The organism is Arthrobacter sp. ok362 (assembly GCF_900102785.1).
GTDB lineage: Bacteria > Actinomycetota > Actinomycetes > Actinomycetales > Micrococcaceae > Arthrobacter.
The window spans coordinates 122,005-136,950 of sequence record NZ_FNGC01000005.1 but is presented as its reverse complement, the minus strand read 5'-3'; the positions used below and the strand labels follow the sequence as shown (position 1 = coordinate 136,950).

Annotated in this window: 11 protein-coding genes; 4 read left to right on the top strand and 7 right to left on the bottom strand. The window is 66.0% G+C overall.

Annotated features, from left to right (window positions below; genetic code table 11):
• Positions 1 to 610: 610 nt before the first annotated feature.
• From trxA to BLQ10_RS08575, 5 genes are all read right to left on the bottom strand, one after another.
• Complete coding sequence (gene trxA / locus BLQ10_RS08595) at positions 611 to 937, bottom strand: thioredoxin (RefSeq protein WP_091560725.1); 327 nt, start codon at positions 935 to 937, stop codon at positions 611 to 613.
• Positions 938 to 974: 37 nt separating this feature from the next.
• Positions 975 to 1,931, bottom strand: a complete 957-nt coding sequence (gene trxB, locus BLQ10_RS08590; RefSeq protein WP_091560724.1) for a thioredoxin-disulfide reductase — start codon at positions 1,929 to 1,931, stop codon at positions 975 to 977.
• Positions 1,932 to 2,173: 242 nt separating this feature from the next.
• Complete coding sequence (locus BLQ10_RS08585) at positions 2,174 to 3,754, bottom strand: protein kinase family protein (protein WP_091560722.1); 1,581 nt, start codon at positions 3,752 to 3,754, stop codon at positions 2,174 to 2,176.
• Between the two features lie 171 nt (positions 3,755 to 3,925).
• On the bottom strand, positions 3,926 to 5,998 hold the full coding sequence (gene murJ, locus BLQ10_RS08580) for a murein biosynthesis integral membrane protein MurJ (protein ID WP_091560720.1): 2,073 nt from the start codon (positions 5,996 to 5,998) through the stop codon (positions 3,926 to 3,928).
• 62 nt (positions 5,999 to 6,060) lie between these two features.
• The gene (locus tag BLQ10_RS08575; RefSeq protein WP_254785475.1) at positions 6,061 to 6,609 is read right to left on the bottom strand and encodes an NUDIX hydrolase; all 549 of its coding nucleotides are present in this window, start codon (positions 6,607 to 6,609) and stop codon (positions 6,061 to 6,063) included.
• A gap of 171 nt (positions 6,610 to 6,780) precedes the next feature.
• On the opposite strand from BLQ10_RS08575, the gene BLQ10_RS08570 reads away from it, so the two are divergent.
• From BLQ10_RS08570 to BLQ10_RS08555, 4 genes are all read left to right on the top strand, one after another.
• Positions 6,781 to 8,259 (top strand): CCA tRNA nucleotidyltransferase, encoded by a 1,479-nt coding sequence (locus BLQ10_RS08570; protein WP_091560717.1) that lies wholly within the window; start codon positions 6,781 to 6,783, stop codon positions 8,257 to 8,259.
• Positions 8,260 to 8,844, top strand: a complete 585-nt coding sequence (locus tag BLQ10_RS08565; RefSeq protein WP_091560715.1) for a histidine phosphatase family protein — start codon at positions 8,260 to 8,262, stop codon at positions 8,842 to 8,844.
• 1,175 nt (positions 8,845 to 10,019) lie between these two features.
• Positions 10,020 to 11,498: a glycosyltransferase family 87 protein gene (locus BLQ10_RS08560; RefSeq protein WP_091561030.1), complete on the top strand. Its 1,479-nt coding sequence runs from the start codon at positions 10,020 to 10,022 to the stop codon at positions 11,496 to 11,498.
• The gene (locus BLQ10_RS08555) at positions 11,495 to 12,943 is read left to right on the top strand and encodes a phytoene desaturase family protein (RefSeq protein ID WP_091560713.1); all 1,449 of its coding nucleotides are present in this window, start codon (positions 11,495 to 11,497) and stop codon (positions 12,941 to 12,943) included. Before BLQ10_RS08560 ends, BLQ10_RS08555 begins: the two co-directional genes overlap by 4 nt.
• On the opposite strand, the gene BLQ10_RS08550 is transcribed toward BLQ10_RS08555, so the two are convergent.
• Both BLQ10_RS08550 and BLQ10_RS08545 read right to left on the bottom strand, forming a co-directional pair.
• Positions 12,940 to 13,707: an ABC transporter ATP-binding protein gene (locus BLQ10_RS08550; protein ID WP_254785474.1), complete on the bottom strand. Its 768-nt coding sequence runs from the start codon at positions 13,705 to 13,707 to the stop codon at positions 12,940 to 12,942. The genes BLQ10_RS08555 and BLQ10_RS08550 overlap by 4 nt on opposite strands.
• Positions 13,708 to 13,753: 46 nt before the next feature.
• Positions 13,754 to 14,854 (bottom strand): ABC transporter permease, encoded by a 1,101-nt coding sequence (locus BLQ10_RS08545; RefSeq protein WP_091560710.1) that lies wholly within the window; start codon positions 14,852 to 14,854, stop codon positions 13,754 to 13,756.
• Positions 14,855 to 14,946: the final 92 nt, after the last annotated feature.

Below are 14,946 nucleotides of genomic sequence, written 5' to 3'. Positions count from 1 at the left end.
GATCAGCCAATCGCCGCGCGACCTGCAGTCGTAACTCATGATGATGCCGAGAAAGCCATCCGCGATGTCGACTTCGGCACGTTGCCCACTATTGCCTCGGGCCCTGCCAGTACCATCCCCGCCTCCATCAGGGTGGCCTGGCCCCCGCACCTGGATTCACCGTTTCACGTGAAACCGTCCGGCGCGACCGTGCTATTGTCACTGGAGCGCGCACGCTCGTACAACCCAGCCGCTCCCCGACCCTGTGTTCCTCGGGATATGCGCAATCGCGCACGAGTCCCCCGATCCCCATGTTTCACGTGAAACACGAATTTCACGTGAAACTCGACGACCGGCGACCCGACCTCGCGACCAGACAGGGTGATGCGAGCAGTCCAGGACTCCTGCACAACGGGTAGACGCATCCCCCAACGACAGGGTTCTGAGATATCGGCTGTAACGTCCCACGGACAGAATATTGCATCGATAGGCAACCCTTGAGACTTGCTCTATTCGTCCAGAAAGGACTTGGCGCGAGCCGGACAGCCGACCCGAGCAGCCCCATTGCCTTCAGTGGCGTGGGGCACAAAAAAATGGCCCCCGCCAGAAGCGGGGGCCATTTTCGGTCAGCCTAGGACAGGACGTCCGCGAATTCCTTCTCAAAGAACTGCTTGGGCCGGGCACCGATAACGGTGCTCTTGACCTCGCCGCCCTGGAACAGGTAAACAGCCGGGATGGAGGTGATGCCGTACTCGGCTGCGATGGCCGGGTTGTCGTCAACGTTTACCTTGACCACATCAACCTTCTCGCTGTATTCGACCGAAATCTCGTCAAGAATCGGTCCCAGCTTGCGGCAGGGGCCGCACCATTCGGCCCAGAAATCGACGATGACCGGCTTCTCGGAGGCCAGTACATCAGAGCTGAAGCTGGCGTCAGTTACGTCTTTTGCGTTGCTCATAACCTTTGTCTCTCTTCCGTTGATTGCTGCGCGCCGTTTAGGCGTGGAAATCTGCGAGGTAGTGCTCGACGTCGAGGGCCGCCACGCAACCGGAACCGGACGCGGTGATCGCCTGGCGGTACGTGGGATCGATCACGTCGCCGGCGGCGAAAACACCCTGGACGCTGGTCTTTGACGTGCGGCCGTCGACCGCGATGGTTCCCTCTGCGGTCAGTTCGAGCTTGCCCTTGACCAAATCAGTGCGGGGATCATTGCCGATTGCAACAAACACTCCGGTCACGGCAAGTTCCGTTTCCGCGCCATCCACCAGGTTCTTCAACCGCAATCCGGTGACTTTGTCCTGCCCCGAAACGTCCTCCACGCCGGTGTTCCACACAAAGTTGATCTTCTCGTGGGCCAAGGCGCGGTCGGCCATGATCTTTGAAGCGCGGAGGGTGTCGCGGCGGTGCACAACGGTGACGGACTTGGCGAACTTGGTGAGGAACAGGGCCTCTTCCATGGCGGAATCGCCGCCGCCGATTACCGCGATGTCCTGATCCTTGAAGAAGAAACCGTCGCAGGTTGCACACCAGCTGACCCCGTGGCCCGAAAGCCGCTTCTCGTTCGGCAGTCCAAGCTCACGGTAGGCCGAGCCGGTGGAAAGAATGATCGCGCGGGCCTTGAAGGTCTCCCCTGTGCCGATGGTGACGGTCTTGACGTCGCCGTCGAGATCCAGCTCGGTAACGTCCTCGAACTGGATTTCCGTGCCGAAGCGCGCCGCCTGCTTCTCGAAGTTCTCCATGAGGTCCGGGCCCATGATGCCGTCGGGGAACCCCGGGTAGTTCTCCACGTCCGTGGTGTTCATCAGTTCACCGCCGGCCGTGACCGAGCCTGCCAGGAGCAGCGGCTTCAGGTTTGCGCGCGCCGTGTACACCGCTGCGGTGTAGCCCGCCGGGCCGGAGCCGACGATGATGACATCACGCACTTCGGAGGCAGTGTTTTCTGCGTTGCTCACTGAGCGGTGAACCTCTTCCTTTGTCGATGCGCCCGCCTCTATGGCCGGCCACATGGCACAACTATTACCGGGCATTGAATATTCCGGCCGAAATGGGCCTTACGGAGCAACACCACTACTCAGGGTACCGGTTTGCCGCGGCCGGACCCGGACACAGCCCCGGATTACAGGGGCGCGACCGCACACGGGCCGCCACTGAACAGTGTCCGCTACTGAACAGGGTCCGCTACTGAACAGGGCCGCTACTGAACCTTGATCTCGGCCAAGCGCAGGCCGTACCCGTATCGGGTCTTGGGAGCGGCCAGCTTGGGAAGCGTCTTGATGGACACGATCACGTATTGCGCCGTAACCGGTTCAGCCAGCGGCATCGTCAGGTCCGGAGACGTAAAGCTGTTACTGCCAATCTGCTTCGCGCCGTCCAGGGACGGGCTGTCATTGGTGAAGACGCTGATGCTGCCGCCGGAGGCGCCGAGTTGGCTCAGGGTGACGGAGGAGATCTTGGAGGGGTCCTTCAGCTTGACGACCAACGGGACCTCGGAGGCAAGTCCGCCCCAGTCTTCGGTGGCGAATTCCATGTCGGACCAGAAGCTCGCGCCGTTCCCGTCAAACGTCTTGACGAGGTCTGAGTCATAATTTCCGGCGAAATCGAAGTTGCCGAGTCGCGTCACGCCCTCGATGACGGGCGGCCCGGCGGCCGGCGCCACGCTGGCGGTCGACGTCGGTTGCGCGGTGGACTGTTCCGGCGCGCTGGACGCCGCGGAGGCTGCGGCGGTGGTCTGCGGGCTGCTCTTGAAGAGACTGCCAAGGTTGGTGACCGCGAAGATGAGGCCCACCACCAGCACGGCAGCCAGGAGCCCGCCCACCAGCCAGCGCATGGAGCGGGGTTCGCGGCTGGGCTCGTCTCCGTCTTCGTACTCGTCCTCATCCTCATCGACGGCGGCACGCGCGGAGGCGGGGAAGGTGCCCGGAGCCCGATCCGCCGTGTCGAAACCGGCTCCGGCCAGGCCGGCGGCCGCGGCTGCGCCGCCGTGGTGCTCGGCACCATGCTGGTTGTTGCCGGTGTCGTCGCCGGTGTGGTCGTCGTCGGACCACAAGGAAACTTTAGGTGCAGCGGCGGTTGCCGGCTGCTGCGCTGCCGAGCCGGCCTGGCGGGATGCCGTGCCGCCCTGGACGGGCTGCGGCGCCGTCGTATGTGCCGCGGTCTCTTGTGGTGCGGTTGTGGGGGCTTTGCTGGCCCTAGCGGCCGCTGCTGCCGCTCCGGCGGCCGCTGCCGCTGCCGCACCATTCGCGGCGGCGGGCGCCGACGCGGGCCGGGACGGTACTCCGGCGGGGGGAGCCGCGGGGGAAACCGGCGGTTGTCCGGCTGCGGTCTGGGTTTGCCCGTAGTTGATGTACCCGGCGTCGACTTCCTCGTCGTCGTAGAGTCCGTCGTAGGTTTCGGGTTCGTGGGAGCGGGCCTGCCCAAAGATTTCGCTGCCCAAGGTGTCCGTGAAGAAAGGTTCGACGTACGGCGGGTTGGATGACACCACAAGATCCAGGAGGTCCGCCGCCGAGGTGTGGTTGGTGATCAGATACGTGGTGGAATCGCTGACGCCAAGGTCAAGGATCTGCACGCTGCCGGGACGTTCGCCCGTGGCCACTTCACGGGCACTTTGGGCCACCTGATCGGCGTTGCCCGGGCCGGCGACGAGGATGCTCACGGGACGGTTAAGCACCTGGTCCACACCGTCCAGCACCAGATCCTGGTCATGTGAGGTCAGTACGGTGGCTGTGACCTTGTAGCGGCCACCGAGTACTGATCCGACATCGATCGGGTGGGACACGGGCTCCTCCTAGACTATCCGGGACCTGCCGACGTGGTCACTCCGAGAGCGACCGTGTGCCCTCCGGTAAGCCGGTTGACCGCTGGTCCGCAACTTCCCTTGTTAGTCTTCGATCCTAGCCGATGCTCTGTCCGGGCCGCGTGAGCACGGCGGTTCGAAACGGAGCCGGGCTCATTTTTTCTTTTTCCGGCCAAACGGGAAATAGGGGTTGTGACCGGCCGGGCCCTGGTAGGTCCGGCGGCCCGGCAAAGGAGCATCGCCCCGGCCCAAACCGCCCTGTGCGGTGCTGGGGAGGTCCTCGGCCGGCAGGTATCCGCCTTCCGGACCGGGCGGACGCCCGTACGGGAACGGGTCCACTTCCCGGATGTCGGGGCCGACGCGGAACGACTCGGCGTCGAATCCGCCGGAAATTCGCGGAATCAGGCCTGTATCCACCGAGGTGGTGGCCCGCTCCGGTGCCCTTCGCACCCCCGGTGCGCCATCGGCCTGTGGTTCAGTGCCTGGCTCGGTGCCCGGCTCGGCGGCCCGGCGCCGGAGCCGCCCCAGCAGCGGCTGCAGGAGGTCCTGCAGCTCAGTCACCCGGAAGAGCTTCAGTAGCAGGAAGTAGGCGGCCAGCATGACGGGACCGACGACGACGATCGTCACCAGAGCGGCGATCCGGTCGCTCCAGGCGTAGCCGTCCGGGTTGTAGCTGCCCAGCATCCACAGGGCCACGGCTCCGGCCAGGGCGGAACCCAGGGCCGCGTAGCCCATCCGGATGTAGGAGCTGGCAATGCGAGGCCCGTCGAGGTGGCCCAGGAGCCGGCGCAGGAAGACCGCGCTGACGACCACGGAGAGGATGTTGCCGCCGGTGTAGAGGATGGCGATGGCGAAGATGATCTGATCGAACGGCAGGAACTGGATTGCGAACGCGGCCGCCACGTTGACCAGCGCCAGGACCAGCTGGATGAAGAACGGCGTCCGGGCGTCCTCATTGGCGTAAAACACCCGCGACATCATGAAGTTGGCGCTCATGAAGGGGGTGCTGAGGGCCAGGATGGTGAGGGTCTGGGCCAGCATGACGCCGTCCAGGCGCACGTTGCCGGAGAAGAACATGCCCAGCGGCCCGGCCAGCGCGAAGAGCGCCAGCGCGCCGAAGACGGTGGCCACGGCCATGGTCCGCAGCCCGTGGGAGAGCGCGCTGCGCAGCGCGGCCCGGTCTCCGTCCTGCGACGCCCGGGTCATCCGGTTGAACAGCACGGTGGCCAGGGACAGGGCAATGATGGAGTGTGGCAGCAGGTACAGCTGGCTGGCCACCTCCAGCACGGCGTTGCCCGGAATGCCGGCCGCCGCGGGATCCCCCGCTTGTTGGAGGCGGGCCCGTTCCGCGCCCGGAATCGTGGCGATGCGCATGACGTAAAGGAAGGCCAACTGCCCCACGGCGGCCGTCGCCAGGGTCCAGATACTCAGCTTCGCGGCGTGGCCCAGCCCGACCCCGCGCCAGCCGAAGCGCGGCCGCAGCCCCAGCCGGAGCCTGAACACAGGAATGAGCAGGACGGCGGTCTGGGTAACGACGCCGATCGTGGAGAACCCGGCCACGAGGATGGTCTGGAAGGACCCCCAGTTATCGATCGTGTGGGGATTGGCCTCGTTGGCGCCCATGATGGCGATGAACATCCCCAGCCCGGCGATTGCCACGATGTTGTTGACGATCGGCGCCCACATCGCGGGCCCGAAGGCTCCGTGGGCGTTCAGGACCTGGGTCAACAGGGCGTACAGGCCGTAGAAGAAAATCTGCGGAAGGCACCAGAACGCGAACGACACCGCGAGGGCCTTCTGTTGCGGCGAGTAGCCCTGGGTGGTCAGTTGAATGACCATAGGCGCCAGCACCGTGACCAGCAGCGTGAGCACTAGCAGCACCAGGACCGCTAGCGTCAGCAGTCGGCTGATGTAATCCGCACCCTTGTCCGGCGCCTTGCTGGCCTTGATGATCTGCGGCACCAGAACAGCATTGAACACCCCGCCCGCGACCAGCAGGAAGATCAGGTTAGGGAGGTTGTTGGCATTGATGAAGGTGTCATTGACGGAGGAGCCTAGTCCCAAGGCGGCCGCCAGCATCCACGTCTTGGCGAAGCCCAGGAAACGTGAAATGAGCGTTCCGGCCGCCATGATGGCGCTGGAACGGGCTTCTCCGGACTGGACAGCTTTGGAATCGGCGGGGCCGGAGGGGACGGGGGCGGGTTTGGCAGATGACATCGTCTTCATCGTCTCACCCGCTTGGGGCATTAGTCGCTATCGGTGGCCGTGACCGGCCGCACCTGCGGCCTTCAGCGGACTTCCGGGAGGACTTCCTTGGCCAGGTCCGCGATGCGGCGCTCATTCGGGAAGGACAGTTTGCGGGCCAGCTCCTGGATGGGAACCCACGCAACGTCAACGGCTTCCTTGTCCGGATCGTTTTCGATGGTGAGTTCCCCGCCCGTGGCCCTCAACAGGTAGTGGTGCACGGTCTTATGGACGCGGTGGCCGCTAACGGTGAACCAGTAGTCGATGCTTCCCAGCGGTGCCAGAATCTTGCCTTCGATCCCGGTTTCCTCCGCGATCTCGCGGACGGCAGCTTCCTCGTTGCTTTCCTTGCCTTCCGGGTGCCCTTTCGGCAGGCACCACTCGAGACGGCCGCCGCGGTTGAGACGCGCGATGATCGCTACCCGCAGGTCGGCGTCGGACATGTCCACCACGACGCCCCCGGCGGAGATTTCCTCCACGGTGGGCAGGGAAGCGTGGCCCGTGTGCTGGACAGGCGCGACATTGGCACCTATTGCCGACGGCAACGGTGCGTTTGTCCTCCTGCCGGGAGCGCTCGGTACGGGATGGGCCATGAGGTCCACTCTAACTACTCTTGCCCGCAGTTGATGACCTAAACATGGCCGGAAAGTGGACGGCCGGGAAAGTCGGCCCGCGTCGGTTCGTCGGCAATCGTGACGAACCGGCCGGATCCTCGAGGGTTCCGGTGTGGTGCTGGCGCGGTTTTCTGACAAGCTTAAGTAACTATGGCGCACGCACATCACAAGACTGACTCCCACACCGTTTCTTTCCAGGTGGATCCGGTGGTTCTGGAGCTCGGGCAGCGCTTCGTCGACGCCGGCCACGAGCTGTCCCTCGTGGGCGGGCCCGTCCGTGACCTGTTTCTTGGCCGGATCTCGCCCGACCTCGACTTCACCACCGACGCCACTCCGGACCAGACCGTCGCCCTGATCAAGAAATGGGCGGACAACTACTGGGAGATCGGGCGCGCCTTCGGCACCATCGGGATGCGCAAGGACGACTTCCAGATCGAAATCACCACGTACCGGGCCGACGCCTACGATCCGGAGTCCCGCAAGCCGCTAGTGGCCTTCGGAACATCCCTCGTGGATGACCTGTTGCGGCGGGACTTCACCATCAACGCCATGGCATTGCGGCTTCCCATGCTGGAGCTCGTCGATCCTTTCGGCGGCGTCCGCGACCTGCACGCCTCGATCCTCAACACACCGGGACCGCCGGAAACGTCCTTCTCCGACGACCCCCTGCGCATGATGCGCGCGGCGAGGTTCGCGGCCCAACTGGGGGTGTCGGTGCACACCGAAGTCCGCGAGGCGATGGTCCGCATGGCGGAACGGATCAGCATCATCTCGGCCGAACGTGTGCGCGATGAACTGATAAAGCTCATCTGCGCCGCGCAGCCGCGGGCCGGCGTGGACCTGCTGGTCGATACCGGACTCGCGGACCTGGTGCTGCCTGAAGTCTCGGCCCTGCGACTCGAATCCGATGAACATCACCGCCACAAGGACGTCTACCAGCACTCGCTCCAGGTCCTGGAACAGGCCGCCGCCCTGGAATCGAAGGCGGACGGCCCGGTTCCCGGCCCGGACTTTGTGCTGCGGTTCGCGGCGTTGATGCATGACGTCGGCAAGCCGGCCACGCGCCGTTTTGAACCCGGCGGTGCGGTGAGCTTCCGCCACCACGACATGGTGGGTGCCAAGCTGACGGCCAAGCGCATGAAGGCGCTCCGCTTCGACAACGACACCATCAAGGCCGTGGCCAGGCTCGTGGAGCTCCACATGCGCTTCTACGGTTACGGTGAGGCCGGCTGGAGCGATTCCGCGGTCCGCCGCTACATCACCGACGCCGGGCCCCTCCTGGAGCGTCTGCACCGACTCACCCGCTCCGACGTCACCACCCGGAACCAGCGCAAGGCGGACCGGCTGTCCTTCGCCTACGATGACCTCGAGGCCAGGATTGCGGCGCTGCGCGAACAGGAATCCCTCGACGCCGTCCGCCCGGACCTTGACGGTGGCCAGATCATGGCCCTGCTCGGTCTCAGGCCGGGTCCCGTGGTGGGCCGCGCCTACAAATTCCTGCTCGAAGAACGCATGGAGCACGGTCCGCTCGATCCCGCCGTCGCCGAATCCCGCTTGCGGGACTGGTGGGCGGCCCAGCCCGAGGCGGCGCCCGCCGGCGCCGAACTTTCCACTACTGAGGAGTCCTAAGTGACTGCACCATCCAACGGCCCCCGCCCCCAACTGTGGATCCTGCGGCACGGCGAAACAGAGTGGTCCAAGAGCGGGCAGTACACCGGGCTCACCGACATGCCCCTCACCGTGGAGGGTGAGCAGCAGGCGGTGGAGGCGCGCAGGGTGCTCGAAACTGTCGACTTCGACCTCGTGCTGACCTCGCCCCTGCGCCGCGCCCGCCGGACCGCCGAGCTCGCCGGCTACCCCGACGCCCAACTGGAGCCGCTGGCGGTGGAATGGGACTACGGCGACTATGAGGGCATCAGCTCAGACCTCATCCGCAAGGACAACCCCGAATACCTGATCTGGACGCACGGCGTGCCCAACGGTGAAGCGCTCGACGACGTCGCCGCCCGGGCGGACAAGATCGTGGCCCGGGTTCTGGAATCGGGCCTGGACAATGTGCTGATCGTCGCGCACGGACATTTCTCCCGCATCCTGACCGCCCGGTGGCTCGGACTCGACCCCCGCGAGGGCCGGCATTTCGTGTTGGGGACTGCCAAAGTCTGCACGCTGGGATGGGACAAGAAGACCCCGGCAATCGTGCGCTGGGGACTCTAAAACCGGTTTTTAAAACAAAAGTCAAAGAAAGTTTATGAATTCGGTAGGCAACTGCCGCATTCGTGGTGTATTTTTATTTCTGACCCCAGAGCGACTTGCCGGGGTCACGGCGCGCGTCGCCCGGTCAGTCAGCCGGAGCCACGGCAGGACAGAAAAGGAGGTTGGGAAAATGATGATTACTTTGACTAGCGGATGGATGTTCACCGCCACCGCCACCCCGGCCTCGTTCGCTGTGCCGCGCCCAAATGTCGGACTGACTGTTTCCTGACCGCTTTCCCGTCCCAGGTAATACAGGTAATACAGCCTGGGGCCGGCGGCAGCTGGCTTCCTCAACGGAACGCCTAGTGACGGCAGCCTGAACAGGCGGAACCACGCGGTTGCGCAGCCTCCCCATAGTTCGGAACCGAGCTTCTTGTTGGGGTCTCGGCGTTACCGCGTCCAGGGGCCATTCTCCATCGAATAACTTCTCCGTTTCCGGAATTCCGGCTTAGTAAAAGCCCAGGGATTTTGCGACTAATTGTTGCGCCTGGAATCGGCTATTCGAATTCAACACACCACGGCTCTATTTGTCGCGCCCAAAAATACGCCCGTCCGTTTCATCCGGCCATTTCTAATGCCTCCTGTTTGCCCCCTTGTTTGCCTTCGGCCGGGCAGCATCCCCCACCAACGAAAGGTCCCTGTGGCTACCGCAACCACCGCTTCAACCCACCGCACCGCCGTATCCGCCGCCAAGACGCACCGATCAAGCCCCCGAGGGGAGGTAAGAACCATGATGAACAAGCTCTATAGGGTCCTGTTCCGAAAGCTGGCACACAGGGAGTCAACCCGCTTCAACGGCCAACTCCTGGACCAAAGGCGAGACGACACCTTCCTCGCCATGCATCAGGCCGGCCTGATTCGCTGAACCCCTGATCTGCTGACTACCGGACACTGTCGCCACTGGTGCATGGACCAATCCCGTGCGGGGACGAAGCCTGTTACTGGCAGGACTGTCCGCAGCGAAGGAGAACCTGATGACTGAAATCGGAACCGATCCCCGGGGAGCCCGTGCGGCGACGCACGGGCTCCCCCTTTTAAGCCCCTCCATCTCCCCCGTTACGGCGTGGCCGGCGATCCGACGTGCCAGGAACGCCGCAGCGCGGCACCGGGCAGCGGCCCCCGGTAAGCTCAAGGTCATGCAGGAGACAAAGCCGCCGGAGCGCAAACGGGTCCGATTGGTCATCCCGAGCCGCAGCGACCCTTTTCTCCGAAACTTCACGGAACTGGTAGGCGGTCCTTTGGGCCACCGCTCGGCGCCCGGGATCGTTTCGCCAGGATTCTTCACGGTGGAGCGTGTCCTGGTGATTCTTACAGTCCTCGCCGCCCTGGCCGGGATTCTGCTGAAGAACTTCTGCCGCACCAACGGCTGGGAAACACCCGGACAGTTCTACGCCACGTGCTACTCGGACTTTCCGGAGCTGTTCCGCAACCGCGGCCTCGGCGACGGCGCCTTCCCCTTCATCACCCAGGGAAGTCTCTTTGAGTACCCCGTGCTGATGGGGTTCATCGCGGGCGCCACGGCGCTTCTGGTGCCCGGCGCCGGCACCGGGGACCCCCGCGTCCTTGGCTACTTCGACGTCAACGCCACCCTGATCGCCGCCGTCTGGGTCATCACCGTGCTGGCCACGGCGCGGACGAACCGGCGGCGGTCCTGGGACGCGGCGATGGTTGCACTCGCTCCCGGCATCATCCTTGCCGGCGTCATTAACTGGGACATGTGGGCCGTGGGCCTGCTGGCTCTTGGCATGTACTTCTTTTCGCGAAACAAGCTTGTCCTCGCCGGAATTTTCATCGGCCTGGGCACGGCCACCAAGCTCTACCCCCTATTGATCCTCGGTGCCGTTCTGCTGCTGGCGCTCCGGAGCGGGCGCATCCGGGCGCTCCTGATCACTGCCGGTGCCGCAACCGCGGCCTGGCTGGCGGTCAACCTCCCGGTGGCCGCGGCAAATCCGGACGGCTGGAAGTACTTCTATCAGTTCACGCAGGAGCGGCCGGCGGGCTACAGCTCCCCCTGGTTCGCCTACAACCTGGTGGCCGACCGGCTGGGCTGGAACCCGCTTCAGGCCGAAGCCATCAACTCCCTCGCAATGGACCTGTTCCTCCTGGCCTGCATCCTGATTGGGGTCCTCGCGCTGACAGCACCCCGGCGGCCGAGGATCGCGCAGTTGGCATTCCTGATCGTCGCCGCATTCATCCTGACCAACAAGGTGTACTCGCCGCAGTTCGTGCTGTGGCTGATCCCCCTGATCGCCCTCGCCCGGCCCCGCTGGCGTGACTTCCTCATCTGGCAGACCATCGAAGCACTGCACTGGGCCGCCATCTGGATGTACCTCGGACAGGCCACCAGCGGCGGTTCGACCCAGCACAACATCGATATGCCCTATTACGTCCTGGCGGTGGTTGCCCACATGCTCGCCACCGCCTACCTGATGGCCCGCGTCGCCTGGGACATCTGGGATCCGTCCTCCGACGTGATCCGCGGCCACCGGATCGATGATCCGCATGGCGGACCCTTCGACGGTGCCCCGGACTGGCTGCGGATAAATCTCCGCCGGCCCGCGGCGTCCCTGGTGCCGTGGCGGAAGAGTGCCGTGGCGGAAGGCCGCAGCACATGACTGACGTCGCCGTCGTCGGTTCCGGCCCCAACGGGCTGGCCGCGGCGGTGACCATGGCGCGGGCCGGACTCAAAGTCCACGTGTTCGAGGCGGCCGCCACCCCCGGCGGCGGACTCCGTACCGCCGAACTGATGGAACCGGGCCACTTCCACGACGTCTGTTCGGCCGTGCACCCCATGGTTCTGGCCTCACCCTTCTTCCGCCGGTTTGAGCTGGCCCGGCGGGTGCCCCTGGAGGTGCCGGAACTCTCGTACGGATCCCCGCTCGACGGCGGCCGTGCGGCGCTTGCCTACCGTTCCCTGAAGCGTACTGTTGCGGAACTCGGGCCCGACGGCGCCGCGTACCGCCGGCTCATGGAGCCTCTTGTGCGGCGGGTGGAGGGAGTCGCAGACCTGACCCTGAACCAGCTGCTGCGGATTCCCGGAGATCCCGTGGCTGCCGCCGCATTCGGCCTCCGGGCGCTCGAACAAGGCTCGCCGCTGTGGAATGCGAGGTTCAGTCAGGACCTGGCTCCCGCACTGCTCAGCGGCGTCGCCGCACACGCCGTGGCGCCGCTGCCCTCGGTCGCCGCCGCCGGCGCCGGCCTTATGCTGGGCGCCCTGGGGCATGCCGGCGGCTGGCCTGTTCCGCGCGGCGGATCCGCCGCGATTGCCCAGGCGTTGACCGCCGACATCGAAGCCCATGGCGGGGTAATCGAGACCGGGAGGCAGATCACTTCACTCGCGGAGCTGCCGCCGGCCCGGGTGACCCTGCTGGATGTGGCGGCCCCCGCGCTGCTGCACCTGGCGGAGGGCAGGCTCCCGGCACGCTACCGGAGCGCCCTGGAGTCCTTCCGCTTCGGCAACGCGGCCTGCAAGGTCGACTTCATCCTCTCCGGACCGGTGCCGTGGGCGGCGGAGGCCCTTGCCGATGCCGGAACAGTGCACGTGGGCGGCACCAGGGCAGAAACCGCCGAAGCGGAGCGCCTGGTTGCCTCCGGACGGCATCCGGACCGGCCCTACGTGCTGCTCTCCCAGCCCTCGCGTTTCGATGCCGGCCGCGCCCCGGCCGGCCGGCACATCCTGTGGACCTACTGCCATGTTCCGGCCGGCTCCACGGTGGATATGAGCGACGCGGTCATGGCGCAACTGGAGCGCTTCGCGCCCGGCTTCCGGGACCTGGTGGTCGAGTTCAAGGTGACGACGGCCGCAGGGCTGGCGGCGTACGACGAGAACTACGTCGGCGGGGACTTCGGCGCCGGCCGCATGGACCTTTGGGGCGTCCTGCGGCGGCCGGTGCTGAGCCCGGTTCCATGGCGGACGCCGCTGCCCGGCGTGTATTTGTGCTCGTCGTCCACCCCGCCGGGTCCCGGCGTCACCGGGATGCCCGGCTTCCTCGCCGCCAGGTATGCCCTCAAGGACATGTTCGGGCTCGGCGTCCCGGACCTCGGCTACCGGGTCCCCTAACCCAATCCCGGGGCCCCCGACCGCGTGTCCGCCGCCACCGGCGTCGCCGCCGTCGCCGCAGTGGCGGACAGCCGTCCGTCGCGCATGCTCGCCACGGCATCCGTGATCGGGACGAAATCGGTGTCGTGGGTGACCATGACGGTCGCCACGCTGAACTCGTCCGTGACCTGCCGCAGCAACCGGACGATCGCCTCGCTGCGGTGGTGGTCAAGGGCCGCCGTCGGCTCGTCCACGAGCAGCACTGCAGGATTTCCCATGAGTGCCCGGGCAATGTTGACGCGCTGGCGCTGCCCGCCGGAGAGCTGGTGGGGCCGCTTCGCGAGGGCGTGCCCGAGACCCACGAGGTCCAGCAGGCCTGCGGCGCGTTCCCCGGCCGCCCGGGCGGCCCCCCCGCGCAGGCGCTGGGTGATCACCAGCTGCTCCATCGCCGTGAGCGAGGGCAGGAGGTTGGGCTGCTGGAAGATGATGCCGATCTTGTCCCGGCGCAGTGCGGTGCGCCCGGCGTCGGGCAGTCCGCCGGCGTCCTGGCCATCGATCACCACCAAGCCGGCGGAGGGCCGGACGAGGGTGGCGGCGACGGCCAGCAGGGACGACTTTCCGGACCCCGAGGGGCCGATCAGGGACACAAACTCCCCTGCGCGAACCTTGAGGTTCACGTCGTCCAGGGCCTTGAGGGTGCCGTCTCCGTCCGGGTACTCCAGGGTGACGTTGACAAGGTTAAGGGCGGACTTGTTCAGTGCGGAAATGTTCAGTGCGGAATTCACGAGATATGCCTTTCAAAGAATGTACGGAACCGGGCCCGGGGGCCGGTCAGTTGCCGCCGAGGGCGATGAGCGGATCGACGCGGGCCACGTTGCGGACCGCCAGGGCTGCCCCGGCCAGACCCAGGAGCACAATTCCGGCGATGGGCAGCAGCGTTGTCCAGGGCGTGAGGAGGAACGGCGCCGCCTGGGATGCGAGGATCCCGCCGGCCACTCCGGCCAGCCCACCCGCCGCGGCGCCGGCCAGCAGAACCAGAGCGGCCTGCGCCATGGCGTCCCGGAGGATGTAACGGGCGGACCCGCCGAGTGCCTTCAGCACGGCGATGTCGCGGGTGCGCTGGATTGTCCAGACCGTCAGGAAGGCGACAATCACGAGGGCCGAGATGCCGTACAGGAACGCCTGCATGAGCAGCAGCGAGCCGTTCTCGCTCTTGTAGGATTCCAGGGCCTGGAAGGATCCGTCGACGGTGGTGCTGACGGTTCCCGCGGCTTTGTTGGCGGCACCGGTATCCGTCCCGGACCCGGTGTCGGAGTCAAACTTCACGGCCAGCACCGTCGCGGCGCCCGCGTCTTGGATATGTGCCAGCTTCTGCCAATCAGCCAACGTGGTCCACACGACTCCGGCGTGTGAATACCACTGCTCCGGAACGACGGCCGCCACCACGAGGTCCCTGCCGCCCACCGAGGCGCGGCTGCCGATGCTGAGCTCGAGGTCCTTCGCCAGTCCCGCTCCGACGGCGATGGTTCCCTCTGTCAGCGGGGCGGGAGCCAGAGGCGTGCCGGGCTCAGTGCCGAAGACGGCCACGCTTGCCGTGCGTGCCGGTACGCCTCCGGCGCCCAGCGCCTGGAAGCGGCTCTGGCTGATCCCTAAGGCATCGGCCCGGGCGACGCCATCGCGTGCCGACCACTGCGCCTGCTGGGCGCGCGTGACTTCGGATTCCGTGAACGAGGCCTTGGGTGCGCTCCCGGCCGGGGCGCCGAAGACCAGCTGGTCGGCCGGGAGGGCAGCGAGGGCCGACGTCGACTGGTTTCCCAGTCCGGCGGTGAGCCCGGAAAGCATGACGAGCAGGAGCGTGATGAGCGCGACGACCGCGCCCATCAGGGCGAACCGGCCCTTGGCAAAGCGGATATCGCGGATGGCGAGATACATGGTTGTCCTTTTTCGTGAAGTTTGTGACGTTGCTTTAAGCCTTCCCGCCGCCCGGTTCGGAGGCATCGGCCGCACGGTTGGATCGCCGGCAC